The 24532-nt window shown below is 60.4% G+C and carries 25 protein-coding genes; 5 read left to right on the top strand and 20 right to left on the bottom strand.

Going from position 1 to position 24532, the window contains the following annotated elements:
* Window positions 1-65: 65 nt before the first annotated feature.
* A complete protein-coding gene (locus IMCC21224_RS19635; RefSeq protein ID WP_047997312.1) occupies window positions 66-1043 on the bottom strand; it encodes a TRAP transporter substrate-binding protein in 978 nt (325 codons plus the stop codon).
* Window positions 1044-1102: 59 nt separating this feature from the next.
* Window positions 1103-1981, bottom strand: a complete 879-nt coding sequence (locus IMCC21224_RS19630; protein ID WP_047997311.1) for a dihydrodipicolinate synthase family protein — start codon at window positions 1979-1981, stop codon at window positions 1103-1105.
* A 135-nt stretch (window positions 1982-2116) separates the two neighbouring features.
* On the opposite strand from IMCC21224_RS19630, the gene IMCC21224_RS19625 reads away from it, so the two are divergent.
* From IMCC21224_RS19625 to IMCC21224_RS19610, 4 genes are all read left to right on the top strand, one after another.
* Window positions 2117-2482, top strand: coding sequence for a tautomerase family protein (locus tag IMCC21224_RS19625; protein WP_047997310.1), 366 nt, complete (start codon window positions 2117-2119; stop codon window positions 2480-2482).
* 67 nt (window positions 2483-2549) lie between these two features.
* Complete coding sequence (locus tag IMCC21224_RS19620; RefSeq protein WP_053079091.1) at window positions 2550-3692, top strand: acyl-CoA dehydrogenase family protein; 1143 nt, start codon at window positions 2550-2552, stop codon at window positions 3690-3692.
* Window positions 3689-4132: a MaoC/PaaZ C-terminal domain-containing protein gene (locus tag IMCC21224_RS19615; protein ID WP_047997309.1), complete on the top strand. Its 444-nt coding sequence runs from the start codon at window positions 3689-3691 to the stop codon at window positions 4130-4132. Before IMCC21224_RS19620 ends, IMCC21224_RS19615 begins: the two co-directional genes overlap by 4 nt.
* A gap of 15 nt (window positions 4133-4147) precedes the next feature.
* A complete protein-coding gene (locus IMCC21224_RS19610) occupies window positions 4148-4810 on the top strand; it encodes a GntR family transcriptional regulator (RefSeq protein ID WP_053079090.1) in 663 nt (220 codons plus the stop codon).
* A 52-nt stretch (window positions 4811-4862) separates the two neighbouring features.
* Here the strand turns inward: IMCC21224_RS19610 and hydA are convergent, their stop codons facing one another.
* The 4 genes from hydA to IMCC21224_RS19590 all read right to left on the bottom strand — a co-directional run bounded on the left by hydA (window position 4863) and on the right by IMCC21224_RS19590 (window position 9210).
* Window positions 4863-6272, bottom strand: coding sequence for a dihydropyrimidinase (hydA, locus tag IMCC21224_RS19605; RefSeq protein WP_047997308.1), 1410 nt, complete (start codon window positions 6270-6272; stop codon window positions 4863-4865).
* Between the two features lie 69 nt (window positions 6273-6341).
* On the bottom strand, window positions 6342-7304 hold the full coding sequence (locus IMCC21224_RS19600; RefSeq protein ID WP_047997307.1) for a TRAP transporter substrate-binding protein: 963 nt from the start codon (window positions 7302-7304) through the stop codon (window positions 6342-6344).
* Between the two features lie 53 nt (window positions 7305-7357).
* Entirely contained in the window at window positions 7358-8638 is a 1281-nt protein-coding gene (locus IMCC21224_RS19595; RefSeq protein ID WP_047997306.1) for a TRAP transporter large permease, read from the bottom strand.
* On the bottom strand, window positions 8635-9210 hold the full coding sequence (locus tag IMCC21224_RS19590; RefSeq protein WP_047997305.1) for a TRAP transporter small permease: 576 nt from the start codon (window positions 9208-9210) through the stop codon (window positions 8635-8637). Before IMCC21224_RS19590 ends, IMCC21224_RS19595 begins: the two co-directional genes overlap by 4 nt.
* Window positions 9211-9440: 230 nt before the next feature.
* Between IMCC21224_RS19590 and IMCC21224_RS19585 the strand changes: the two genes are divergently transcribed.
* Window positions 9441-10253: an HpcH/HpaI aldolase/citrate lyase family protein gene (locus IMCC21224_RS19585; protein WP_231582156.1), complete on the top strand. Its 813-nt coding sequence runs from the start codon at window positions 9441-9443 to the stop codon at window positions 10251-10253.
* Here the strand turns inward: IMCC21224_RS19585 and IMCC21224_RS19580 are convergent.
* The 14 genes from IMCC21224_RS19580 to IMCC21224_RS19515 form a co-directional block, all read right to left on the bottom strand.
* The gene (locus IMCC21224_RS19580; RefSeq protein WP_231582155.1) at window positions 10216-11166 is read right to left on the bottom strand and encodes a LysR family transcriptional regulator; all 951 of its coding nucleotides are present in this window, start codon (window positions 11164-11166) and stop codon (window positions 10216-10218) included. The two genes, IMCC21224_RS19585 and IMCC21224_RS19580, sit on opposite strands and share 38 nt — an antisense overlap.
* Window positions 11167-11180: 14 nt before the next feature.
* Window positions 11181-11462 carry a DUF4286 family protein gene (locus tag IMCC21224_RS19575; protein ID WP_047997304.1) on the bottom strand — a complete coding sequence of 94 codons (282 nt, stop codon included), beginning with the start codon at window positions 11460-11462 and terminating at the stop codon, window positions 11181-11183.
* A complete protein-coding gene (locus tag IMCC21224_RS19570; protein WP_047997303.1) occupies window positions 11462-12385 on the bottom strand; it encodes a dihydrodipicolinate synthase family protein in 924 nt (307 codons plus the stop codon). The genes IMCC21224_RS19575 and IMCC21224_RS19570 overlap by 1 nt, the downstream gene beginning before the upstream one ends.
* Window positions 12382-13314, bottom strand: a complete 933-nt coding sequence (locus IMCC21224_RS19565; RefSeq protein WP_047997302.1) for a dihydrodipicolinate synthase family protein — start codon at window positions 13312-13314, stop codon at window positions 12382-12384. The genes IMCC21224_RS19570 and IMCC21224_RS19565 overlap by 4 nt, the downstream gene beginning before the upstream one ends.
* Complete coding sequence (locus IMCC21224_RS19560) at window positions 13311-13745, bottom strand: MaoC/PaaZ C-terminal domain-containing protein (protein WP_047997301.1); 435 nt, start codon at window positions 13743-13745, stop codon at window positions 13311-13313. Before IMCC21224_RS19560 ends, IMCC21224_RS19565 begins: the two co-directional genes overlap by 4 nt.
* Complete coding sequence (locus IMCC21224_RS19555; protein ID WP_047997300.1) at window positions 13738-14136, bottom strand: MaoC/PaaZ C-terminal domain-containing protein; 399 nt, start codon at window positions 14134-14136, stop codon at window positions 13738-13740. Before IMCC21224_RS19555 ends, IMCC21224_RS19560 begins: the two co-directional genes overlap by 8 nt.
* 11 nt (window positions 14137-14147) lie before the next feature.
* Entirely contained in the window at window positions 14148-15308 is a 1161-nt protein-coding gene (locus IMCC21224_RS19550) for an acyl-CoA dehydrogenase family protein (protein ID WP_047997299.1), read from the bottom strand.
* Window positions 15309-15329: 21 nt separating this feature from the next.
* Window positions 15330-16532 carry a CaiB/BaiF CoA-transferase family protein gene (locus IMCC21224_RS19545; protein WP_047997610.1) on the bottom strand — a complete coding sequence of 401 codons (1203 nt, stop codon included), beginning with the start codon at window positions 16530-16532 and terminating at the stop codon, window positions 15330-15332.
* Window positions 16533-16698: 166 nt separating this feature from the next.
* Window positions 16699-17715 carry a ParB N-terminal domain-containing protein gene (locus tag IMCC21224_RS19540; RefSeq protein ID WP_047997298.1) on the bottom strand — a complete coding sequence of 339 codons (1017 nt, stop codon included), beginning with the start codon at window positions 17713-17715 and terminating at the stop codon, window positions 16699-16701.
* Window positions 17712-19067 carry a ParA family protein gene (locus IMCC21224_RS19535; RefSeq protein WP_231582154.1) on the bottom strand — a complete coding sequence of 452 codons (1356 nt, stop codon included), beginning with the start codon at window positions 19065-19067 and terminating at the stop codon, window positions 17712-17714. Before IMCC21224_RS19535 ends, IMCC21224_RS19540 begins: the two co-directional genes overlap by 4 nt.
* 631 nt (window positions 19068-19698) lie before the next feature.
* Window positions 19699-20838, bottom strand: a complete 1140-nt coding sequence (locus IMCC21224_RS19530; RefSeq protein ID WP_047997297.1) for a helix-turn-helix domain-containing protein — start codon at window positions 20836-20838, stop codon at window positions 19699-19701.
* Window positions 20839-21093: 255 nt separating this feature from the next.
* Window positions 21094-22053, bottom strand: coding sequence for a ParB/RepB/Spo0J family partition protein (locus IMCC21224_RS19525; RefSeq protein WP_053079089.1), 960 nt, complete (start codon window positions 22051-22053; stop codon window positions 21094-21096).
* Window positions 22053-23270, bottom strand: a complete 1218-nt coding sequence (locus IMCC21224_RS19520; protein ID WP_053079088.1) for an AAA family ATPase — start codon at window positions 23268-23270, stop codon at window positions 22053-22055. Before IMCC21224_RS19520 ends, IMCC21224_RS19525 begins: the two co-directional genes overlap by 1 nt.
* A 376-nt stretch (window positions 23271-23646) precedes the next feature.
* Window positions 23647-24435 (bottom strand): LuxR family transcriptional regulator, encoded by a 789-nt coding sequence (locus IMCC21224_RS19515; RefSeq protein ID WP_047997606.1) that lies wholly within the window; start codon window positions 24433-24435, stop codon window positions 23647-23649.
* Between the last annotated feature and the right edge of the window lie 97 nt (window positions 24436-24532).

The raw sequence follows: 24532 nt of genomic DNA, 5'->3' as shown, positions 1-24532 counted from the left end.
TTCCTTTGCGGAAAGTTTGCCCGGCCGCGGTGGGCGCGGCCGGGCCTGTCATGCCAAAAGGGCGATCACTCGACGGATTTCAAAAGCTCAAAGATCGTCTTCTGCGCGTCGGTTTCCAGATACTTCTGCTGGACGGCAGCTGCGGCTTCGCGGAACGGCGTGTCGTCGGGACGCGTGATTGTGACCCCGACCTTTTCCAGATCGGCAAAGCGCGCATTGTCGCTATCGAGGTAAGCCTTGCGCTGGATCTTGCCCGCTTCCATCCCGGCTGCGTCAAGTGCGGTCTGCACGTCTTCCGGCAGGGCGTCAAAGGCTGCCTTGCCCATGATCACCGGGGCGACCAGTTCCAGCCAGCCGATCACCGCCCAGTCGGGCGCGACCTCGTAAAACTTCTGCGAATAAAAGTTGGTGTTGGCCGCTTCCGCGCCGTCCACAACGCCAGTCTCCAGCGCGCCGTAAAGCTCGGTATAGGCCAGCGGGGTCGGGTTCGCGCCAAAGGCGGTAAAGGCGTCCACATGCGCCGGGTTCTGCATGGTGCGGATCTTGAGGCCGGCCATGTCCTCCATCGTCTCGATCGGCTTCTTAGTCATGATGTGGCGGGTGCCCGCCGAAAAGATCGCCAGCAGATGAAAGCCTTGCCCGTCCAGCGCGGTCTGGATTTCTTTGATCACCGCCGGGTCGCTTAGCGCGCGGTCCATTTGCGCGGCATCGGTGAACAGGAACGGCAGCGAAAACACCGACAGATCCGGTACAAAGTTCGACAGGGTCGAATTTGCCGTCACCGCGATATCCACGGTGCCGATCTGCGTGCCCTGGATGCTCTCCATCTCGTCGCCCAGCGTGGCATTGTCATAAACTTCGATGGTGGCGACGCCGCCGGATTTCTCTCCGAGGATTTCCGCCATCTTGCGCATGCCGACACCATAAGGTTCGTCCGCATTGGCATTGTGGCTCGCCTTGAGCGTGATGTCCTGCGCGTGGGCCGGGGCTGCCAGTGCAGCCGCACCCAGCGCAAAGCAAAGGGTCAGATTGGTAAGTTTCATTTGTTGTATCCTTGTCTCTCTGTTGGGTCGGATATTGCGGCCCCGTGCGGGGCCGGGGTTCAGGCCTCAGCGATTAGCCCGAGAGTGCCCAAAACGGTCCGCAGGTCCGCCTGCCTGTCCGCAGGCAGCGGCAGGCGCGGCGGACGGGGCTGGCCCGCCGAATGCCCCACCATCGCCATCGCGGCCTTGGTCGCGGACACGTAGAGGTCGCCCGCGAGGGCGTTGATCAACGGCAGGCTTCTGAGGTAAAGGTCGCGGCCCTCTCCAGAGCCGTCGACCGTCCGCTCAAAGGTCTCGGCGGATAGCTTTGGCGCGATGTTCGACATGACCGAGGAATAGCCCTCGGCCCCCGCAAGGTAGCTTTCCCAGGGGTAATAGCCGGCAAAGACCGTCATCCGCCCCTTGCACGCCTCGAGCAGTTCGGTGACCCGGTGCACATTCTTCGATGTGTCCTTGATGTAGGAAATGTTGTCGACCTCGGACAACCGCCCGACCAAAGCGGCGGAGAGGTCCACGTTCGCAGTGAACGGGTTGTTGTACAGCATCACCGGGATGCTCAGCGCCTCGGCTACGCGTGTGAAATGCACGATCAGTTCCGCGTCGGTCGGCGAGGAATAATAGGGAGGCACCAACATCACGCCATCGGCGCCCAGCCCCTCTGCCTCGCGGCTGAGCGACACGGCCTCGTCGGTCCATTCGGCGGCGGTGCCGATCAGAACGGGCACCCGGCCCGCAGCCTGGCTGATGACGGCTTCGGCCACGGCACTACGCTCTTCGCGGGTCAGCGACAGGAATTCACCGGTCGAGCCCAAGGGGATCAGCCCGTGCACGCCCTCGGCAATCTGCCAGTCCACATAGGACCGCAACGTCGCAAGATCGACGCGTCCTTCGGCGTCGAACGGGGTCACGCAGACGGTGTAGCTCCCTCTAAAGGTCATGGTTTTCCTTTCCGACCGCATCGGGGTATTCCCGATCCAAATTTCTTGCATACACCATTTATATGATCAGATACTGAGTCAACTCGGGCTCCCGTCTGGATGCCCCGTTTCACCGCCAAAAAAGGAGACACCCCCATGCCCTTCATTGAGGTCACCGACCACGGACCCAGCGAACAAATACGGGAGGTTGCGAGCCGCCACATGACTGATGGTCTCTGTCAGGCCTTCGCGATCAAGCCCGAAATCGTCACTGTCTATTATAATTCCATGGGTCACTATTCCTACGCACATGCCGGAAAATACGGCAAATACGCTGAAAATATACGCATCTTTATAAAGGTTCATGCCTTTCCGCGCGGCGCTGAGCTAAAGGCAGACGCAGCTCAGCGCATCACCGACGCGGTGGTCGCGGCCTATGGCGCATCGCCAAAGGATGTCATCGTCTACTTTTTCGACACGGCCCCGGCCGACGCCTTTCACGGCGGGACAGCCTCGGGTTGACGCGGCGGTTCAGGCGGGCGTAAATCTGTGATCAGATATTATCTTATATCCGCAATAGGAGATCACATTGAACCAGTTCTACACCGAAGAGCAAAACATGGTGCGCGCCACGGCCCGCCGTCTTTCAGATGAGGTTGTTGCCCCCGCAGCAGCCGCCATCGACCGCGACAATACTTTCCCGCGCGAAATCTACCTGAGCCTTGCCGAACAAGGGCTGTTCGGCATCGCCCTCCCCGAGGACGCGGGCGGCGTGGGGATGGATGCAATGACAGCCTGCATCGTCATGGAAGAACTCGCGCGCGGCTCTGGCGCGGTCGGAAACGCCTTCGCCATTCCGGTCGAGGCGGCGTTGTTCCTGCACCATCACGGTACCGCAGAGCATCACAAACTGATTCCCGGAGTGCTCGACGGCAGCGTGATCCCGGCCACTGCGGTCACCGAACCGGACTGCGGATCAGACGTCGCGGCGATAAAGACCACGGCCCGTCGTGAGGGTGATGAATTTATCATCAACGGAACCAAAGCCTGGGTCACTTTCGGTCAGGTCGCGGATGTGATCATGGTCTTTGCCAAGACCGATGCCAAGGCCGGGCACAGGGGCATTTCGTGCATTCTGGTCGAAACCGATCGCCCCGGCGTGATCAAGGGCAAGTCCGAAGAACTGCTCGGGATGCACGGCCTCGCCGAATGCATGGTCAGCTTTGACAATGTGCGCGTCCCCACCGCAAATCTGATCGGGCCCGAGAATGGCGCCTTCCGCATGGCGATGGAGAATTTCAACTTCTCGCGCTTGATGATGTCCGCAATGGCGCTTGGCATGGCGCAGGCCGCGATGGAGGATGCCATCGCTTACGCCCATGACCGTCGCCAGTTCGGTAAGCCGCTTTACGATTTCCAGGCGATCCAGTTCATGGTTGCCGACATGGCAAAGGACATCGCCGCCGCCCGCCTGCTGATCCACCACGCGGCGCGGCTCTATGATGCGGGCCATGCAATCGCACTTGAGGCAGCGCAGGCCAAGCTTTTCACCACCGACATGGCGCAGGTGCACATTTCCAACGCCTTGCAGATCCACGGCGGCAACGGCTATTCCCGCGAATTCCGCATCGAACGGCTGTTCCGCGACGTGCGCCTGAGCCAGATTTACGAGGGCACCAACCAGATCCAGCGCATGATCATCGCGCGCCAGGTAGAGAAGCTGTACACATGAACCTGTATTTCCAAGAGGTGGAGGTGGGCGCATCCTTCACTACCCCAAGCCACCGGATCAGCGCGCAGGACATCGCGGACTTCTGCCGTCTCACCCGGGATTTCCATCCGCTGCACACCGATGAAACCTATGCAAAGGCGCAGGGGTTTCCCGGGATCATCGCGCATGGCCTTTACGGGCTGTCGCTGATGGAGGGGTTGAAAACCGAACTGCGGCTGTACGAGGAAACCTCAATCGCATCGCTTGGCTGGAATGCTGTACGCTTTGTCGCCCCCATCGTCGCGGGCGACGTAGTGCATGTCGAAATGGCCTTTTCCGCCAAGCGCGAATCCGCCTCACGCCCTGCCGGGATCATCACCGAATCCGTGCGCCTGCACCGCGCCGACGGGACCCTGCTCATCGATGCCGAACATATCTCCTTGATCCAAAAGGCCCCCTGAAGGATGGTGCGACGCATGACCGAAGATCCGGACGCCACGCAGAACTCAGTCGATCAGGCCACGCGCCAGATCCGCGAAGATATCCTCGCTGGGCGCATCGCGCCGGGCGCGCGGCTGAAGACGGCGGAACTGGCCAAACGGCTGGGCTTTTCGACCATGCCGCTGCGCGAAGCATTGCGAAAACTCGAAGGCGAAGGCCTGGTCGAGATCGAGCCCAACCGGGGCGCGACGGTGCGCCAGCTCGACCGCGCCTATATCACCGACCTGTTCGAGCTGAACACCGAACTGCGCATCTTTGCCATCCGGCGCGGCATGGCCGCATTGACGCTGGAACGAATCCGCGAGCTTGAGGCGCTGGCCGCGAGCTACCGCGCGCAGATCGGAGCGGGCGAGGATCTGGCGGCCATCGAAACCAACCGGAGCTTTAACGTGCGGCTTGTGACCTTCGGTGGCAACCGCGAGGCGCTGCGGGTATTCCAACGCGGCTGGGACACGATCCTGGCCTTCCGGCGCGGCTATGGCTACGGCACCGGGCGTCGGCAGGTCATGGCAGAAGAGATGACCCTGCTCATTGACGCGCTAAAGCGACAGGACGCCCCCGCTGCCGAGGCCATCCTGCGGATGCAGAACGCCGCGATGATGGAAGACCTCGTATCCCGCATCGCGCCAGAAGACTGAGCCCGCGCACACCCACCCGACGGATCAAACCTCTGCCAGCACCCGTCGCGGCTCAGACGCCAAAGGCCTGACTGGTACCACGTTCAAGGTAAGCCCCCTGCCCCGGTGTGCCGGTGATCTCGCCGTCTAGAAAGATTGTGCTGCCGCGCAGGATGGTGCGCACCGGCCAGCCCTTGATCGCCATGCCTTCGTAGGGGGTATAATCGCAATCGTGGTGATGCAGGCTTTGCGACATGGTCACCTCGCGCTCTGGATCCCAGAACGTCAGGTCGGCATCGCTGCCCACGGCGATTGTGCCCTTGCGGGGATACATCCCGAACAGTTTCGCCGGATTGGTCGAGGTCAGCGCCACAAAGCGTTCGATCGGGATACGCCCCTTGGACACGCCTTCCGAAAACAGGATGGGCAGGCGCGCCTCGATCCCCGGAATGCCGTTCGGCACCCAGCGGAACGATGTGCGCGCACCCGCGACATCCTTGCCCTTGGCATCCTCGAACCGGAACGGACAATGGTCGGACGAAAACAGGTCGAAGGTACCGTCGCGCAACCCCTCCCAGATCGCCTTTTGGGAATCGAGATCGCGCGGCGGCGGCGAGCAGACGTATTTCGCCCCCTCGAAATCCATGTTCAACCCCTTGAGGTCGTCGGCCACCAGCGCGATGTATTGCGGGCAGGTCTCGGCCCAGACATTCATGCCGCGCTTTTTCGCCCATTGGATCTGCTCCATCGGATCGCGCCCCGACACATGCACGATGGTGATCGGTACATCGCTCAGTTCGGCATGGGAAATGGCGCGGTGTGTTGCCTCGCGCTCAACGCTCTGGGGGCGGCTTTCGGCGTGGTAGTAGGGCGCGGTTTTACCTGCCTCTTCCAGCCGTTTTGCCATGTATTTAATGGCATCGTAACCCTCGGCATGGACCATGACCATGGCCTTTTCCCGCCGCGCCACGTCAAAGACATCCAGCAGCTGCGCGTCGTTCAACACCATGTCGTCATAGGTCATGAAGACCTTGAACGAGGTATAGCCATCTTTGACCAGCGCGGGCAGTTCCTGCCCCAGAACCTGCGGCGTCGGGTCGGTGATGATCAGATGAAACGAGATGTCGGTATGGCACTTGCCCTCGGCAGCCTTGTGATAGGCTGTCACGGCCTCGCGCAGGGACTGGCCGCGCTGTTGCAGCGCAAAGGGCATGACCGTGGTGGTGCCTCCGGCTGCGGCCGAACGTGTGCCGCTTTCGAATCCGTCGGCCATGACCACACCACCGCCCTGCGGCTGTTCCAGATGCACATGCGCGTCGATCCCGCCCGGCAGCACCAGCAGGCCGGTGGCGTCGATCTCTTCGTGGGCCGGGCCGACGTCTTCGGCGATGATCACGATACGTCCGTCACGAATGCCGATTTCGGCGCGGTAGCGGTCGGCGGCGGTGACGATTTCGGCATTGCGGATGGCGGTATCTAGCATGTGTGGTCTTTCTATCCGTCGGTCAAAAAGGCCCGCGGCGCGAAGCGAGGCGCGCCGCGGGCCGGTCGCTCACTTCGTCAGGGCCTGATAAAGGGCTTTCTGACCATCGGTGGTAAGCTGGCTTTCGTAAAGCGGCTTGGAGGCTTCGATGAACGGCGCGGTATCGGGGTGCGTAATGTTGACCCCCTGTGCGGCAAAGCTATCAAGCAGCGGCTGCTCTTGATCCACAACATACTGGCGCTGCCAGGTTGCGGCCTCTTCGCCGGATTCCAGAAGCGCGGTCTGGATCTCGGCGGGTAGCGCGTCATAGGCGGCCTTCTGCATGGTCACGGGCGCGGTCATGTTGAGCCAGCCCACCAGCGCAAAGGATGGCGCGACCTCGTAGAACTTCATGCCGTCATACCCGGTCGATGCACCTTCGGCCCCGTCCACAACGCCCGACTGCAACGCGCCATACAGTTCGGAATAGGACATCGGCGTGGGATTGGCGCCGTAGGCGCGGAACGCCTCGACATGCACGGGGTTCTGCATGGTGCGGATCTTCATGCCAGCCAGATCGTCGATGCTGTTGATCGGCTTAGAGGTGATCAGATGCCGGATGCCCGACGAAAACACACCCAGAAGTTCAAAGCCCGCACCATTGGCCGACGCTTCCATCATGTCAGAATTGGCATCGACCTTTTCGCCAAGCGCAGGGATCGACGGGAACAGAAAGGGCATGTCGAAGACCTGAAAATCCTCGACATAGTTCGACAGCATCGAATTTGAGGTCATCGCCATGTCGAGCGAGCCAAGCATCACGCCTTCGATGATCTGCGCCTCGTCGCCCAGCTGACCACCGGGGTAGATTTCCAGCGTCGCGGCACCGTCGGTCTTGGCCTCAAGCAGTTCCTTCATCTTCTGAAGGCCCATATCCTGCACCTCGTCGGCGGCATTGGTATGGGCGATCTTGAAGGTGTAGTCGGCGGCAAATGCCGGGGCCGCGACAAGGGCGCAGGCGACGACAAGGGAGGTGAGCGTTCTGTTGGACATCTTTTTTTCTACTTTCTTCTTGCTGTTGAGGGGGGGTGGGCGAAACGGCTGTTTCAGTTCATCAGAACCGAAGGCAGCCAGAGGGAAATGGCGGGAACAAAGGTCACGAGCATCAGCGCGGCGAACATGCATCCGAACGGCAGCCAGACCTTGCGCGAGACCTGTTCGATCCGCCGCCCCGCCACGGACGCGGCGACATACAGGCAGATGCCATAGGGCGGCGTGATCAGCCCGATGGACAGGTTCAGCGCGGTGATTACGCCGAACTGCACCGGGTCGATGTCATAGCTCTGCGACAGTGGCAGCAGGATCGGCAGCAGGATCAGGATGGCCGAGATGCTTTCCATGAACATCCCCACCACCAGCAGCAGCAGGTTGACGATCAGCAGGAACACCACCGGATTGTCGGTGAGTCCGGTCAGCCATCCGCGCAGCATCGCGGGAAAACCCTGTGTTGCAATGATCCAGGTGAACACCGAAGCGGTCGCGATGATGATTAGCACCGTGGCTGACAGACTGATGGACCGCAGCAGGATCGCCGGAAGGTCGCGCAACTTCAGCTCGCGATAGATGAAAAGCGTGACGATCAGAGTGGTGAACAGGGCGACGCAGGCGGCCTCGGTCGCGGTAAAGATGCCGCCCGTGATGCCCCCGATGATGACCACCGGCACCAGAAGGCCGGGCGCCGCATCCAAAAAACCGGTGCGCAGTCGCGCAAGGGTAAAGGCCTCCCGGTCGCGATAGGCCTCGCCTCCCCGCCGGGCATAGATCCAGCATCCCAGCATCAACCCCGTCATGACCAGCAGACCGGGCACCACGCCACCCAGGAACATCGCACCGATGGACTGGTTCGCCGTGATGGCGATGACGATCATCACAATAGACGGCGGTATGATCGAGGCCAGCGAGCCGGATGCTGCGATGACAGCCGCGGCAAGGTCGATGTTGTAGTTCCGGCGTTTCATCTCGGGCGTCATTACGGCGCTGATGGCGGCTGTGTCGGCAGATCCCGACCCTGAAATCGCGGCCAATCCCGTGCCGGTGACGATGGCGACCAGATAAAGGCTCCCCGTGATCCAGCCCACCAGCGCCGTGGCCAGATTGACGAAACGGCGCGCGATACCTCCTGCCTCCATCAGCAGGCCGGAGGCCACGAAGAACGGTATCGCCATGAGTGTGAAGGAGTTGATGCCGCCATAGACCCGTTGCGCCACGATCGAGATCGGCGCCGTCGTGGTCATCTCGATTGCCACCAGCGCGGCAATGCCAAGCGCCAGAACAATTGGAATGCCCGAGACCAGCAGAAGAAGGAAACCGCCCGCTGCCCAGATCATGCCGCAGCTCCGGTCGCATCATCGGGACCGCCGGGGCGCAGGATGCGCGGCAGGCCCGATAGCGCAAATTCCAACAGGAAATAGGAAAACCCAACCGGCAGCGCCATATAGGGCACTGCCATCGGGATCCGCAGCGCCGGGGATTTCACCATGAACCCGATCGCCACCAGCGACAGCGACCCGATCACCACCACGCTCAGGAACCAGGCCCCCAAGGCAAAGCTCGCCGCCGAGCACAGCTGCTGCACCGGCAGCGGCGCCTTGCGGATCAGAAAATCGACACCGACATGCTGGTTGTAGCGCATGGCGATGCCCGCCCCCAGCAGCGTCAGCCAGACCTGCGCAAAGGTCGCGGTCTCCTCGCTCCAGGCGATGGAATAGTTGAACACGTAGCGCCCGGTGATCTGCACCAGAATCGCCAGCGCCATGTAACCGAGCAGCAGCAATGCCGCTCCGTCCACCAGCCGCCGCAGACCCCACAGACCAAAGGTTAGCGTCCTGATCACCTTGTTGTCTCTCCACGTGCGCGGCGCCGACGTCGGGCCTGCGAAACGGGTCGTGGGATCTTCCATCGACACACCTTCCTGTTGTGCGGCGCGGGGTATGGTGGAGCCTTGCAACTGTCCATCCCCGGCCATGTTGCGGTCAGGTTACCGGCAATGGCGGGTGGATGAAGAACCGCGACTATAAGAAGACCGATACCAACTATTTATCCCGCGCTTTTCCTGAATGTTTCCGGGGATTCTGCATTATCTTCAAAACACACGCCCAAGGGCACTGACCACAAAGTGAGCATTCTCCGGTGAACCGACCAATTCTTAAGCACGCGACAAATCCGGCCCCGCATATGTGCGGCCTCGCCTTCTGTCTTTTAGGCCGCGCAGAGGCTGTTCTGCTGGCGCGCGGAGCGGGATTCGATTTCGTCGTGATTGATATGGAGCATGGCCCGCTGGGCATGGCAGAGCTGGGTCAGGCGGCCGCGGCCGGGATTGCGGCGGGTCTGCCGGTCTGGGGCCGGGTCACGGGGCCCCGCTCGGGCGACGTCGCGCGGGTGCTGGACTGCGGCGCCACCGCCGTCGTGGTGCCGCATGTGGATAGTACCGGGGATGCGGCCCGCATCGCCCGCGCCTGCCGCTTTGCCCCGCGCGGCGCGCGCGCCCTGCCCGGCCCCTTGCCCGGATTGGACTACGCGTTGATCCCGTCTGCCGAACTCTGCACCCGCGCCGAGGCTGGCACGCAGGTGATCGCCATGATCGAAAGCGCCGAAGCGCTGAAAGCAGTCGAGGGGATCGCCGCGACCGACGGCATCGACATGCTGATGATCGGCACCAACGATCTGGCAGACGGGCTGGGCCTGCGCGGCCAGTTGGATCATCCCCGCGTTCTGACAGCCTTTGCGACGATTGCCGAGGCCGCCTTGCGCAACGGCTGCGGCTTTGGGGTCATGGGGCTGCCACCGCATCTGGTGCAAAGCCACGCACTGTCCCTCGGCGCGACCGCCGTCGTTGCGACGAATGAGACGAACCTCATCATCGAGGGCGGCGTGGCGCTCTTGGCCCGACTGCGTGAATCAGAGGTCAGTCCGGAAACCCGGGCCGGTGCGTCGCCGCCCTGACTTCCGCGATGCGCAGCGCGGCGCGTTCGGAAAAGGCCGCGATAAAGCGCCGGGTCTGCCGCGAGGCGGTCTTGGCTTTCGGCACGGCTGCCGAAAGAGGAAACCGCAGTTCCGGCACATACGGGCGCACGACAAGGCCGGGTTTCAGCGCAGCAAAGGCAGAAAGCTCGTCAACCAGCGTGACACCCCACCCGTCGCGCACAATCCGCGCGGCGGCATTCATAAAACGGGTCTCGATGGTGGGCCGGTAATCGTAGCCGGCGGCGCGAAAGCTGTCGGCGATCATCAGTCCAATACGGTTGGCGACCTGCGGGCCGACCATGGGTCGGGCTGTCAGGTCCTTTGGCGTGATCTGGTCAAGTTTGGCCAGCGGATCGCTCTCGGAACACAGGCAGACCGCACGCAATTCGTCCACCAGCACGTATTCCAACGCCTGCCGTTCGTATCCCGCGATGATAAAAGCCACATCAGCCAAACCGTTTTCCACGACCTGCAACACACTGTCGAGCGGCCGCGTCTCAAGTGAGATCTGGATCTGCGGGTACTCGTTGGCATAATCCGCAATCACGCGCGGCAGCACAGCCTCGGACAGTTCTGCGGTCGAGGCGACGCGAATGCGCCCAATGCGGCCCATGCGCAGATCCGTCGCGCGCTGGTTCACGGCGTCGCGCAGCAGGAATAGAGGCTCGGATTCCTCTAGCAGGATCAGCGCCTCTTCGGTTGGCGTCAGACGGTTGCTGACCCGTTCGAACAACGGAAAGCCCAGCACGCTTTCGATGTGTCGGATGGTGTTCGAGATTGAGGGCTGGGACATGCCCAGACGCTCCGCCGCGCCAACGGTCGTGCGGTATTGCACCACGGCGCGGAGAATTTCGAGCTGCCTGAGGTTGAGCATGTCGCGGCCCCGATCCATCCTGGCCCCTGCGGTCAACTCCGCGTCAGCCTGATGCGGCGGAAGTTGCGGATCTTGTCCGTGAACGGCCCGAAGCCCTTGATAGCATTGAACTCCGGCGTTTCATAGGCTTCAGGTCCGCTGATCGTGTAAATCGCAACATGACGCGGCCCGCCTTCAAGGCACTTCTCGCGCCGCGCTTCGAGCCAGCCGGGGCAGGCCAGAATGTCGGGCAGGTGCCGGGTATCGTACCACGCATCAAAGTCGGTCTCGTACTCTGGGTCTATGTCGACAAAGACGATATGGGTCTGCGCCATCACGCCCCCTCCAGACAGGGGCGCAGCGCGGCAAGAAGGCGTTCGATTTCCGCGTCGTCGATGCCGGGTGTGGGGGCCCGGCAGGCCGGGCTGGCGATACGTCCCAGTGCGGCAAGGCAGGCCTTGACTCGCGCAGCGGCCAGATGACCGGGCGCCGCATAGACCAGCTTTGCCAGATCAAAGATCTTTGTGTGAATGGCCTGCGCAGCAGCGTGGTCGCCTTTGATAACATGGGCATCCAGCGCCGAGATCATTTCGGGCACCAGCGCCGACAGGCTTACGGCGCTGCCGTCGCTGCCCAGCACGAAGCATGTGTAAAGATGCTCGTCGCCCGAGGCCATGACCGCCACATCGGGTCGCGCCGCGCGGGCAATTCTGCGGGTGATCTCATAGGATTTCACTTCCCACGATCCCTCCTTGACGCCTACAACTGCGTCGATTTCAAGCAACGCTTTCAGGACGTCCGGCTTGTAGGCGATGCCAGATCCGACCGAGCCCTGGAACAGATAGACCGGCGCACCTCCGGTGGCCTCTGCAATGCCGCGGTGATGGGCGACGATCGACCGGGCGTCCGCTCCGAGCACCCAGGAGAAGGGAGCAAAGACCATGACCCCATCCGCCCCGGCACGCAGAGCCGCCTGCGCGTCGGTGGCAGCGATGGCGGTGGCCTCGGCGCTGACGGCGGCGAGGATACGTTTCGTGCCCGCTGCCTGCCGGGCAATGCTCACGACCTCGGCCTGTTCGGCGCGGGACAGAAAGATTCCCTCGCCCGCATGACCGTTCAGCAGCAGGCCACGCTGGCCAGGATCCGCCAACACCGACGCAAAATGGCGTTCAAGGCTTGCACAGTCCAAAGACCCATCACTGCGCATCGGGCAGATGGTGGCGGCGTAGAGACCGCCATGGATCTCGCGCGGGGTCATCGCAGCACCTTTGCAGTGATCAGCGCCGCACGAATATCCTCGACTATTTCTGCCGATTGCGGCAGCAGCGGAAGCCGCGGATCGGCGTTCTCGATGACTCCCAGCATCTTGAGGCCGTCTTTCATCCGGGTGTGCATGTCGATTACCGGCGCGGGGCCATAGATTGCCCGCACAACCGGATACAGCCGGTCGTTGGCGACGCGCATCGCGGCAAGGTCCATGGCCTCCGAAGCCGTCCACAGATCCGCAAGCAGCCCGGGCACAAGCGAGGCAAGGCCCGACAGGATGCCGTCACCTCCCAGAGCAAGCTGGGCGAAAAACCAGTGGAAATTCGACGGCAGGACCGCAACATCGGGTGCGGCCGCCTTGATCGCGCGGCGATTTTCATCATAGGCCAGCAGCGTGGCGCTGCCCTCCTTGACGGCGATAACTTCGGGGATCTGCGCGATCTTGGCCAGAACCGGCGTGGAAAAACCAAAGCCAGAGGCGATGGGAAACTGGAAGACCGAAAGCGGCATTTGCAGCGTGCTGGCCAGCTTTTCCATCATCGCGACCGGCGCCCCGGTCGCCGCATTGCCGCCTGCAAGTGCCTCGGCCGGAAAGATCACCGCGACGTCGGCCCCCGCCTCTCGCGCGGTTTCGGCCTGAGTTATTGCGTCCGGCAGACCGGTAGGCACGACCCCCGCAAGCAGCGGCTGACCCGCGCCGATATGATCACGGGTGAACCGGATGACTTCGGCGCGCTCCGCAGGAGTCAGCGCCGTGGCTTCGCCCGCATGACCGTTGACAAAAACGCAGTCTGTCGTCTCGGGGCGCGCGCAGTGGTCCAGCACGGCGGCATAGCCGTCCCAGTCGATACCGCCCTCGGCGTCAAAGGGAAGCACAGTGGCGACCGTGATGCCGCGCAGATCCTTGCCGGTGAGGCTCATGTGATAACCTTCTTTCTGGGGAATTTCAGGGTGGCATCGGCCTTGAGAACCTCAATGCCCACTTCGTTGCGGGCCGATGCCTGCCAGTCGACGGTGCGGTTGTCCTCGTCCCGGGCCGAGATCCAGATCTCAAACGTGATGGTATCGCCGTAGCGCACCGCCCCAGTGAACCAGAAACTGTCGCGGATCGACACGCCCAATGTTCCCACCAGCTCGGCCGTCAGAACCGAGGTACAGATCCCCGCGACAAGGATGCCGGGCGCGAGCCGTTCGCCAAACCGTGTGGCGGCAGCATAGTCCCCATCCACATGGACCGGACCGAAATCGCCAGTGGCGGCAATGTACATGGCGCCGTCCGCCTCGGTAATGGTCTTGGAGACTGACACACGGTCGCCGACGTTCAGTTCGTCAATCTGACGGATGTCATACATCGGCAGTCACGGGCGCCATGCGCGCCTCGCCCTCAATCACCTGCTCGCCGTTTACCTCGCCCGACAGCGAAAAGCCGAGCGTGCTGCTGCTGGCGGCAATGGTCGCAGTGGCGGCAAGTGTCTCTCCCAATGTCAGGGCGCGGGCGAAGCGGAAAGAAATCGACTCGATCCGCCAGCCCGGCCCCGCGAGGCGGGCAAGTGCCGTAGAAAACAGCGCGCCGGCCGCAAGCTCGAACACTGCCATGTCGGGCAGGCCCTGTGCCTGCGCGGCGCGCCGATCGACATAGAGCGATCCGAGGTTGCCCGAGATCCCGGTAAAGAACCCCTGCTCGGCCACCGTCATGGTCTTGCGAAAGGTGATGGATTGGCCGGGCTGCGGTCCGTCGGTCATGTGGGATCCTTTCACAGTGTCAGGCCGCGTTTGATCACCGAGCGGGCGATCAGCATGCGGTGCACCTCAGAAGTGCCGTCATAGATGCGGGTGACGCGGGCGTCGCGGTAGATGCGTTCAAGCGGCAGTTCCTTGGTAAAGCCGTAACCGCCAAAGACCTGTATCCCGCGGTCTGCAACCCGGCCCAGCATTTCCGAGGCCTGCACCTTGACCATCGACACCTTGTCGCGCGGGTCCATGCCGTGATCGACCTCCCACGCGGTGTTGAGCACCATCATGCGGGTGGCAAAGATTTCAATCGCGCTGTCGGCAATCATCTGCTGCACCATCTGAAAGTCGCCGATGGGCTGGCCGAACTGCTGCCGACTGGCGGCGTGGTCGCGCATCATCTCAAGCACCCGCGACGCCATGCCCACAGCGCGCGCACCAATGTGGCCCAGACGAATGCCGCCGACATTGGCCATCATGACGCGGAACCCCTGCCCCACTTCGCCCAGGACGTTGTCCCTGGGGATGCGCACATCATCAAAGGTCAGCTCGGCATGGCCATAGCCGCGATGGCCCATCATCTTCTGATTGCGCACCACGTTAAAACCCGGCGTGCCTTTGTCGACGATCAACAGTGTGATACCGCCACGGGCGCGCTTTTCGGCATCGGTCACGGCCATGACGATGATGTAGTCGGCGATATCCCCGTCCGAGATGAAATGCTTGGTTCCGTTCAGCACCCACTCATCCCCGTCCAGATGGGCGTGGGTCCGGATCGCGGCAGCGTCCGATCCCGCGCCCGGCTCGGTGATCGCCATAGCGCAGATTTTGTCGCCCTTGACGGTGGGATACAGGTACCTGTCGCGCAGCGGTCCCTTGAACTCTTCGAGCATCGGATAGACCTGCCCAAAGATGCGCCGGATCAGCGCGTCCGAGGTCTGGCCAAGCTGTTCCTCGACAAGGCACATGTCCAGCACGCCAAGGCCCCCGCCCCCGACGTCCTCGCTCATGTTCAGCGCGTAAAAGCCAAGGGCCTGTGCCTCTGCCCTGACCCGGGCGAGTCTGTCTGCGGGGATGGCCGCCGCCTCTTCGGTTTCTGCCTCCAGCGGCTGTACCTTTTCGCGCACAAAACGGCCCACAGCCTCGGTCACCATCTTCATCTCGTCGGAGATCGTAAAATCCATCTTCCCGGTCCTTTCAGTGGCTCAACCGCGCATCTTGTCGGTCTGGGCAATGGTGCCCGCCGCCAGCAGCGCGTCGATTTCGGCACCACTGAACCCGGCTTCTGCCAGCACTTCGCCGGTCTGACCGCCCAGTGGCTGCGGCGTCAGGCGCAGCGGCGGTGTCTCGCCGTCATAGCGGACCGGGTGCGACAGCAGGACCATCGGCGATCCACCCTGCGTGCGCGCCTCGGTAAAGGCATCAAGGTGCAACGCCTGCGGATTCCGGCGCAGGGCGTCGTAATCCTGCACGACCTCGTGCCAGACCCCCGCTGCCTCTAGTTTGCCGGTCGCCTCCTGTGTGCAGAGCCGCGCCATGCCCAAGGCCACGGTGCGCGACACCTCGCCGCGCCGCTCGAACCCGTCGGTTTCAGTGAATTCCGCAACCTCGGGCAGGTCCAGCGCACGTGCCAGATCGGCGGGCGTGGACATCGAGATCATCACATGCCCGTCGGTCGTGGCGTAGATGCCATAGGGGGCCGGGCTGAACCAGTTGGCCATGCCGTCACTGCCGCGCGGGCCTGCACGGTCGGCACCGTTCATCCAGGCGGTGATCGACTCGCCCTGCAGATCCATCGCAGCCTGTAGCATGTTGACCTCGACACGGCGGGCAGTGCCAGTGCGCTCGCGCTCGAACAGAGCGGCGATGATGCCCGTCACTGTCAGCGCCGCGGCGTGGTGGTCGATGGGGACCGAACCGACCGCAACCGGACCCTGCTCCATGCTGCCAGTATGAGCCGCAAGGCCCGACATCGCCTGCAGCAGCACGTCCTGTCCGGGGCGTTTGGCATAGGGTCCATCCGCGCCGAACCCCGTCGTGGCGGCATAGATGATTTTCGGGTTTACCGCACGCATTTCGGCCTCGGACAGACCAAGCTTGTCCAGCGTGCCGGGGCGAAAGTTCTCCATCACCACATCGGCGGTGGCGATCAGCCGCTTGACGGCTGCGATGCCTTCAGGCGCCTTCAGGTCTATGGCGATGGAACGTTTGTTCCGTCCGGTCGTCATATGGTTGACCGAGGTGTCGTCGACAAACCGGTTGCCCACCGCCCAGTTGCGCTGAAAGGCGCCGTTCAGTGGCTCCACCGCGATCACATCCGCCCCAAGGTCGCCAAGATGCTGCGCGGCCGCAGGCCCGGACAGGAAGTGATTGAAGCTCAGAACCCTGATGCCGTCGAGTGCGCCCATGATCATCTCCATGCTGTGTTGCAGCAAGAGTAGACCCGGCGCGGTCAGCTTGGAATATAGGGATCTATGCTAATACGGCCACCGAGGATTTGATAAACTTATAGCTCTACTCTTTCCGATGCGCCTGCTCCGGGGTCATGCTCCACCCCAGCCCCAAGATCCGGTGTCAGTTTGCGCCCGGTATTATGTCGTCGCCGTTTAGATAGCCCGCGATCAAATCACCAAGCTTTTCGAGAGCGTCCTGATCCATCGGCACACCCGCAACATTGATCGAAAGGTTGCCATCGATGGATGTCACCGACAGATTGCGGTTGCCAACCTTGCGTGTCACGCTGAGCTTTTGGTGTTTGCTCTTGGGCTTGGGTGTGGGCCTTGTGTCCAGCCCCGCCATGACGGTCTGTAAATCCCGAAAGCTCATGTCATAGACATTCTTGAACGCGTTCAAGATTTGATCTTGCGCCGCAAAAACAGATCGGGCGCGCGAAACCAGACTCTCATGTACGCCGATCCTATTGGCAAATGCGACCGCCGTCAGCTTTTGGTTCTCGGACGCCAACGATACGTACATCTCACCGATGGATACGAGCCGCTCAAACGGGCTAAGGTTTTCGCGCTCTTCGTTCTCTCTGAACCGAAGGAACAGCATCTCAAATTTGCTGTTCTCAACATTGCGCGCCTCGGGTGACGCCAAAATGGCACGTACAGGCAGACCGAGTTCAGCCGCCGCAGCAAGACGCCGACGGCCCGTCAGCATCACGAACGGAACGCCGGCAATGTTTGCCGGATCCAAGGGATCGGGTCGCCAATGGGGATCTTCGGGCCAGACCAAAATGGGCGTATCCTGCCCGTTTGTCGCGATACTGCTTCGCAACGATTTGAACGCCTCTTGAGATTTCCAGTCTTTTCGGCGGTCCGTCCCCACGGGGTCAGATATCTGACCCGGCGACAGATTAAGCTCGTGCCGACCATTGAGAATATCGGCGCACAGCAATTCTCTGGCGCGTAGGATTGCGGCTTGCGACTGCGCCAGCGCACCCGATTTCCAGGCGCTGCCTGCGCCTTTGAAAGGCATAGAAACTGCGGCATCTGGTTCTGCGCTGTTGGCCCTGCCGGATCCCTGCCCTTTGGCCAACTCTGACTTCATAGCCCGACTGATCAGCGATCTTGGAATACTGCGTTTCACGTCCCGCCCTCCTCATCATCCTCATAAAATGCGTCGATCCATGCCGCGGCATAGCCACGCTCAAGCCCTGGCCAGAGCCGTGCCACGATTGCATCGTTCACCGCGTCCGCATTTACGATGAATCGGTTGATACCTTTGCGCTTTCCGGGTGTATCAGGCTCGTATTCGTAGACAGACTGATACACGTCCGACGCATTTGCTATCGCATCTGACCGCATATAAAATACCGGCAGAATTTCTGTCGGACAATGTTCTAGCAGATTGCCGATATGATTCAGATCCTGCGCATTCGAGCGTTGAACAATCGTCGGCAGCAGCATGTTGGCACCTGTTCCGATGTCGATCCGTTCATGCGCCAGGATGTGCTGCAGCATACCCCGCAGCCCGGTGACAAAGGTTGACAAGGTCGCGATGTCGAACCCCTTCATGGTTTGTGGAATCACAAGCGACGATGACGCGATCACATTGTTCAGCTGAAACAGTGTAAGCGCCGGCTGGTAGTCAATGATGATGCAATCCAAAGTCTCGGTCAACGCAGCATTCAGCCGCGCCTGATCGACCTTGCCGTCGACAACCAATTCACTGGGCGCGGTTTTTGGTGGGAACCCTTCTTTCCAGCGGTTGATGGCATCGCGCAGGTAACGATAGAAACTCTTACCCGCCGGGGCGTCGCGCACCAGCCGGGCAATCTGAATCTCACCCTCGGATGTTTCGCCATGGGCGGGCAGCAAACGTAACCCCGGCCACGAGGTTTTTAGAAAGAAACTGTCCAGGCTGGCGGCGTCATGATCGGTGTAGGGCGCACTGTCCGATGGAAACAGCCCCGCAAAATCCACCATCGACGCAGTATTCTCGTCGGGCATCCTAGGCAGCCCTTCACCGCCGACAAAATAAAGAGTGATTGTGCTTTGCGGATCCGCATCCATCACGCCAACGCGCATACCGTAGTGCAAGCTCAGATACTGGGCAAAATGTGCGGCGCTCAGGCTTTTGGCTGTTCCGCCCTTCTGACTCGCGAAGGAGATGACCGGCAGTGGCGCATCGGGTTGGCGCCAGGCGAGGTAATCATACGGCCGCTTTGCAGATTCCGCCAACAGCGCGCGCATGTGCATCAACTCAGCAAGCGTGAAGACGCGTTCCCGTCCAACATATTCGCCTGCGGGAAAGTCATGGCTCGAATTGGCGAACTTGGTCAGATACTGAATGCTCACATTCAAAAGGCGCGCACATTGCCGCATCGACCACGCACGCTTAATGCGTTGGCGATGCGGCAATTCCCTGTTAACCGCCACCATCGTGCGCTCAAGCCCACGCGACAGATTGGTCAGAAATTGTTCTAAATTACCGCTCAAAATACGGTCCTGACATCGGTTGGCTCCGCGCTCGGCGCGATTCAACATAAGTGGTAGCATGATCTGAAGCGAACGGTAAAGATTTCATACACCTATGTCCTTCAGGCGTTCATTCAGGGCCATCGTGCGTAGACCTGCCAATCTTGAACGCGCTCAAGATTGGTAATGTAAGATAAGCAGTCAATGCCACCTCGGTAAGTCAGGTGCCGCCACTTGCCTGGTGTTCGGTGTTGGCGGAGAGTAGAATTAACAGCCCTTGCGCGCTACCAATCCGAGTGATCAGAAAAATGCGCCTAGTCCTTTGCTAATTTGCGTGCACCGAGATCGAACGCCACAGAATCTTGCGTCTCTTCGGCAGAAATAGTTCACGGTTCGAGCGCATTCGCCAAAATGGATTTACCGCGGTAAACCGGATTCGAAACCAAGGCTTCATCACAACCTCATCGAGATTGCTCAAAGGAATGCGCGGCGGCGCAAAGTGTCAGAGCTGTGTATGGTTTTCGTCGCCGTTCATGCTTTCATGGCTGACATTTGGGTTACGGTTTTCTGTTTCGCAATCGAATGCGATTAGTCGTGGGCGATGACCTAGCAAGTGCGCATGGTGTGGCAGGGATGTGGCTCTTCGCATGGCTCAAGCTGGCGTCATTCGTTGATGCCGGGAGGAATAACATGGGACCACACGCTGACGGGTGATGGAGTCACCTTGTTCACAGGCTTTTATCATCGACCTTAGATAGACTTCAGGTTGGGCGATCGTGTCCATTTTTGATGCCATGTAGTCCAAGAGTTGGATGATTCCTTCCCAGCCGACCAGAGCGAGACCGCGGAGTACCTGCGGTTGAGCGATTCTAATAAACGATGCGAAATTAAAAAGTATCTCTGCTGCTTCGCGTTCCGTTTTGGGGGCTAGTGGGTATAGATCTTTGAGGGTTAGGGTCTTTGCCCAACTCTCTGAAATGGTGCATTGGCTAAATGGAGTCGGCTTTCTTTTATTTATTTTTTTTAGTTTTGACTCTATGTGCCGGACAGTTTGACCGCCATCTGCGGCTTTTTTGACTGGTGAAACCGGGGTTGATGTCACTGTTTCAGGTTGGGGCGGGGCAGGGGGCAAGGCGCAGACGGCGTGTTCTAAGGAAAGAATGCGGGTCTCGATGTCATCAAGTTCCTCATGCGCAGTCGTCTTACGACGTACCGCGCGACGCAGCTGTGTGCGCAGTGCTTCGATCCAGTCAGGCAGATTGGTGTCTGATGCGAGGAACGCTTTGAGGGCAGCCTGCAGACGCGCGCTGATGCTATTTTTGCGACTGCGCAGCAACAGGTGCCTTTCCTCAAGACGTTCTCGTAATTCCTGTAGTTCGGCGTGTCTTTCAAACAGTGGTGCAAGGTCGATGCCGTAGGCATTGATGATGTGGCCCTGGCGATCGCGCTCTGGAAAGCGTCGGCCATTGCCGCTCAGGCGCCGCCGGATTAGGCCGGCCTGTTCAAGGCGAGTCTCGCCGCGGCGGAAGCGGCGTTCATCCATACCGCAGGCCCGGCCGAGGATTTCGGCCACCCGCATGAAAGACACGTTCAGTTTTTCGGGATCGAGCGGGCCATGGGGCAGGACGCTCAGGTGCGCCCGGAGCACCATTACGTCCCGGTCTGTGAGGCCGAGCTCTTGGCGCAGATCGGTGATTAAGGACAACAGCTCCCACCGGTCCAGAAGGCGGAGCCTTGTACCAAGCTTCGGACAAGCGTCTTCCGCCTGCCCACGCGGCTGAGCCGCGGACATCAATGTGTTCATTCAGTTATCAGACGGCAAAATTCGACCGTTCACCGAAAACCGGTGTTGAAAACGATTCGGAAAGCGGCTAGAAAGACTTTGCTACAAGATCTATCCAGCCCTCTTCGGAACTTCGGTTTCGGGAGGGCTTTTTTGTACCGGGGTCTGCTCCTTTTTGGGGTTGCCTGTAAATGGGCTCATTGGCCCGCCTTTTGGATTTACCGCGGTAAATCATTTTTTTGTTTTATTTCAGTTGGTTACATTTCATTTCTCCTGCTCAGCTTCAAATTCTGCCAAGAACTCGACAATTTTTGCGTCAATCTTATCGAGGATCTCGGGCGGCATGTTCTTGCGGGTGTTTACGACCAGCTGCTGCGGCTTGCGAACCGTCGAGACACCGCCACCAAGGAAACTACGGTGGTTTGGCTTGGTGGCATGGACCTTGGTCTTTGCGACTCCGGGCTGAAGGGCGAATAGCAAAGCCTCGAACCGTTCAACGCTGTCCTCGATCTCTTGGTTGACCAGCGCCTTCGCTGCCGCGGGCAAAATCCCGTGGCGCGCCATTGTGGTGATAAGCGCATCCCACTTTCGACGCCCGACACCCCGGGCAGGACCGATGGCCAGAACAAGGTCCTCGCCCACGGCCTGATAGCTTTTGATCATGAAGCTGATCAGCGTGCGCGAGATGTTCAGAAACTCGGCGATGTCTTTCTGATCATAGCCCGCATCCACCCCCTGCGCGGCGGCGCGGGCGCGTTCGATATAGCTGGTTTCCAGCCGGGCCGAATTTTCGATCCCCTGCGCAATGAACGCCTCGCGGTCATCCAGTTTGGCGACAAAGGCTTTGATCCTGGGCTGACCCAGGCGGCGGTGGGCGGCAAGGCGTCTGCGCCCGACCACGATCTCGTAGGGCTTGTCGCCCTGCACCACGCGGACAAGGATCGGGATCTGCTGGCCGTTGGCGCGGATGCTTTCGACCAGACTGTCGAGGTCTTCCTCGACATTGATGCGATCCCGGATCGGGCTTTCCCGGATCTGGTCGATCGAGATTTCCTGATAGGTCCGGTCGGCGCCGCCCTGGGTCGCGGCGTTGATGTATTTGGAACTGGCCGCGCCGCCCTTGATGATCGGCTTGCGTCGGACCAGCGCCGGTTTCTGGGCGGGCTGGTCCTGTGTCCCCTCATTTCCCGGTTCGGTCGGATTACCAAAGACGGATCGCGCCATCAGGCCACCTCCTCATTCTCGGATGGCCGACCGCGGCCGGCCATGATTTCGGCTTCTATCTCCAACGCGATTCCATGCAGGCTTTCGAGGATGCGATCATAGGTCTTGCGTGTAAAGCTCGACGGGTCGACCTCGAGAAGGGGGTTCATCGTGTTGCCGGCATCGGCGATTGCGGTCGAGGCCAGAAAATCGGTGTTCAGCATCGCGCTGCCCAGCGTGTTGCGCAGAAAGGAGCTGAGCTGGAGCTGGGCCGGATCATTGGGCGAATACCGCGTCAGCAGAATTCGGATAAAGTCGAACCGCTTGTTTGGATCGACACCTTCGATGCTGTCCAGCGTGCTTGAAGCAAGATCGAGGAACTTGACGAGGCTGACCACGTCGAGCATCCCCGCCGAAAGCGGGATCAGCATCGAGTTTGAGGCGTAGAGCGCCGCGATCACGCAGAACGACATGTGTGGCGGCGTGTCAAACAGCACAACATCGTAGGCGTCTTCGACCAGGCTGAGCGCGTCAGAGATCCGCGAGTAAAACGGGATACCCTTGGCGGCGGCGCTTGCCGTTTCGTATTCGAATTCGGTCAGCGAGATCGAGCCGGGGATGATGTCGATATTGGGGAAATATGTCGCCTGAATGGCATCGGCAATTGCGACGCGCGGCTCGCCATCGCCTTCTTCTTCGTAGCGCAGGACATCGTAGATCGACGGGGTTCCGTCGAGGTCAGCCTGAATGTCGAACAGGTCCGAACAGCTGGCCTGCGGGTCAAGATCGACCAGAAGGACCTTGAAACCGCGGATCGCCAGAAACTGCGCCAGATTGACCGCGGTCGAGGTCTTGCTGACCCCACCTTTCAGGTTGTAAATCAACAGCTTGGCGGTGTCTTCTCCGTCCAGCTTGCTGGGGTACATGTCGACCGGGATCTTGCCTGCATCAAAGAGCTTTTGCTGAATTTCGAGGATCTCATCGAGCGAGAATGTCCGGCGGTTGCCGGGCTCCATGATGCCTTGGGGCAGGTCTGGGATGTTCTTGAGATGATGCCGGAGGGTGTTGTAGTTCATCCGAAAGCAAATGTCGGCCATCTCGCGGATGGTGAACCGGCGCAGACCCTTGTCGGATTTACGCGTATCCGGCGCAAGAAGGCGGCTGGATTGCTGGCGCAGGGCCACATCCAGCGCTTCGCTGAAAGCCCCCAGTGTTTCGGAGCCCAGAAGGTTTCTCATGCTGCTCTGCCTCTTCGGTCTTATTCTTTACAGAGGCTTACATCAGTAAAGGTGTGTAAGTCTACAGAAAGCTGATGGGGTTGGCCATTCAGCGTGTGCCCCCAGTGAGTTGATGGATTGGACAGCCTGAAAATAATACTTTAATCACAGATGTTTAGGCTTGAGTTTGCGCTGTCTTTGGCAAGCGGCATAAGTTATACACGACATATACACAGGGCGCCATGACCGGGCGTTTTCCTGATTGTATCATTCGATCAGAAGAATCGGATGGCGGGAAGTCCAGAATCGCACAAGAATGTAGTACTTGCTGGTGATGTCGGGCCACCAGGCGTGTTGCGCCGCCGTGGCGCGTGCTGGCACCCAAGGGGCAGGGGGCTCAGATCTCATCAAGTGAGGCGATGAAGTTCGAGAACAGTTCACCCTGCGAGCTGACCCCGAGCTTGCCATAGATGTTGCGCCGGTGAATCCGCACCGTACCCGTTGCGATGCCAAGGGCGTTGCCCGTGGATTCAGCAGAATAGCCTTTGAGCGTGTATTCCACGATCTCTGCCTCGCGCGGGGTCAGCAGGTTGCGCCCGAAACGCTGAAACGACTCGTCGATCAGTTTTGACAGGCGCGGCCCTTCTGACTGCGGGCGGTCCGAGAATTTTGAGAGCAGCCCGTCCCAGTGCCGCTGCGCGCAGACCGCGACAAAAGGAACGATGGCCTGCAGGTCGCGAAACTCGCGCGCGGAAAAGGCCTTGTGTTCACGCATCGCCGATATCACCACGCTTACGTTGTCACCAACGTCGATGATAAAGCCTATTTCTTCAGCAAGTCCGGTCTGAACGTAGTAGTTGCGGAAATATTCCGCCTGATAAAACCGGTCCGGAGCGAGGTCACGCAGCCGCACGAGGCGCGTTGTCGTGGGGGCGGCGGAATGCAGGTAAAACGGGTCCAGAAGGTAGGGGCCCTCCTGATAATCATCAACCATGACCTGCCGCTTTTCAGTGGGAAAATTATCATAGATATCAAGAGGTCGACTGTCGCGGTAATAGGCAAAAATGACGGTGAATTCGAACGGCACCACGACGCGCATAGCATCTGTCAGTGCCTCGGCGAACCGCGGGGACCCCAGCGCTGACACAACCTCTGCGCTTGCCGTCACCCAGTCTGAAATTTGCATTTTCACGCCCATCTATGCCCTTTGTGATATATACAGCCGATGGCCATTTCCGTACGATTTTGAAAAATGACGGCATATACCGCGTTGCGCAAGTCAA

Origin of the sequence: Puniceibacterium sp. IMCC21224, from assembly GCF_001038505.1 — a bacterium.
In the GTDB taxonomy this organism is placed as follows: domain Bacteria; phylum Pseudomonadota; class Alphaproteobacteria; order Rhodobacterales; family Rhodobacteraceae; genus Puniceibacterium.
Note: the sequence above shows the minus strand (reverse complement) of the source record. Positions and strands in the feature narration are given on the sequence as shown.

What these genes read in the sequence shown, in the direction of transcription:
- IMCC21224_RS19565 (WP_047997302.1), bottom strand. Translation starts at nt 13,314, where the DNA reads ATGAGCCTCACCGGCAAGGATCTGCGCGGCATCACGGTCGCCACTGTG.
- IMCC21224_RS19600 (WP_047997307.1), bottom strand. Translation starts at nt 7,304, where the DNA reads ATGTCCAACAGAACGCTCACCTCCCTTGTCGTCGCCTGCGCCCTTGTC.
- IMCC21224_RS19590 (WP_047997305.1), bottom strand. Translation starts at nt 9,210, where the DNA reads ATGGAAGATCCCACGACCCGTTTCGCAGGCCCGACGTCGGCGCCGCGC.
- IMCC21224_RS19525 (WP_053079089.1), bottom strand. Translation starts at nt 22,053, where the DNA reads ATGGCGCGATCCGTCTTTGGTAATCCGACCGAACCGGGAAATGAGGGG.
- IMCC21224_RS19595 (WP_047997306.1), bottom strand. Translation starts at nt 8,638, where the DNA reads ATGATCTGGGCAGCGGGCGGTTTCCTTCTTCTGCTGGTCTCGGGCATT.
- IMCC21224_RS19515 (WP_047997606.1), bottom strand. Translation starts at nt 24,435, where the DNA reads ATGCAAATTTCAGACTGGGTGACGGCAAGCGCAGAGGTTGTGTCAGCG.
- IMCC21224_RS19520 (WP_053079088.1), bottom strand. Translation starts at nt 23,270, where the DNA reads ATGAGAAACCTTCTGGGCTCCGAAACACTGGGGGCTTTCAGCGAAGCG.
- IMCC21224_RS19575 (WP_047997304.1), bottom strand. Translation starts at nt 11,462, where the DNA reads ATGGCGCAGACCCATATCGTCTTTGTCGACATAGACCCAGAGTACGAG.
- IMCC21224_RS19555 (WP_047997300.1), bottom strand. Translation starts at nt 14,136, where the DNA reads ATGACCGACGGACCGCAGCCCGGCCAATCCATCACCTTTCGCAAGACC.
- IMCC21224_RS19560 (WP_047997301.1), bottom strand. Translation starts at nt 13,745, where the DNA reads ATGTATGACATCCGTCAGATTGACGAACTGAACGTCGGCGACCGTGTG.
- hydA (WP_047997308.1), bottom strand. Translation starts at nt 6,272, where the DNA reads ATGCTAGATACCGCCATCCGCAATGCCGAAATCGTCACCGCCGCCGAC.
- IMCC21224_RS19630 (WP_047997311.1), bottom strand. Translation starts at nt 1,981, where the DNA reads ATGACCTTTAGAGGGAGCTACACCGTCTGCGTGACCCCGTTCGACGCC.
- IMCC21224_RS19635 (WP_047997312.1), bottom strand. Translation starts at nt 1,043, where the DNA reads ATGAAACTTACCAATCTGACCCTTTGCTTTGCGCTGGGTGCGGCTGCA.
- IMCC21224_RS19550 (WP_047997299.1), bottom strand. Translation starts at nt 15,308, where the DNA reads ATGGATTTTACGATCTCCGACGAGATGAAGATGGTGACCGAGGCTGTG.
- IMCC21224_RS19610 (WP_053079090.1), top strand. Translation starts at nt 4,148, where the DNA reads ATGACCGAAGATCCGGACGCCACGCAGAACTCAGTCGATCAGGCCACG.
- IMCC21224_RS19530 (WP_047997297.1), bottom strand. Translation starts at nt 20,838, where the DNA reads ATGTCCGCGGCTCAGCCGCGTGGGCAGGCGGAAGACGCTTGTCCGAAG.
- IMCC21224_RS19615 (WP_047997309.1), top strand. Translation starts at nt 3,689, where the DNA reads ATGAACCTGTATTTCCAAGAGGTGGAGGTGGGCGCATCCTTCACTACC.
- IMCC21224_RS19545 (WP_047997610.1), bottom strand. Translation starts at nt 16,532, where the DNA reads ATGGGCGCACTCGACGGCATCAGGGTTCTGAGCTTCAATCACTTCCTG.
- IMCC21224_RS19625 (WP_047997310.1), top strand. Translation starts at nt 2,117, where the DNA reads ATGCCCTTCATTGAGGTCACCGACCACGGACCCAGCGAACAAATACGG.
- IMCC21224_RS19570 (WP_047997303.1), bottom strand. Translation starts at nt 12,385, where the DNA reads ATGACCCCGCGCGAGATCCATGGCGGTCTCTACGCCGCCACCATCTGC.
- IMCC21224_RS19580 (WP_231582155.1), bottom strand. Translation starts at nt 11,166, where the DNA reads ATGGATCGGGGCCGCGACATGCTCAACCTCAGGCAGCTCGAAATTCTC.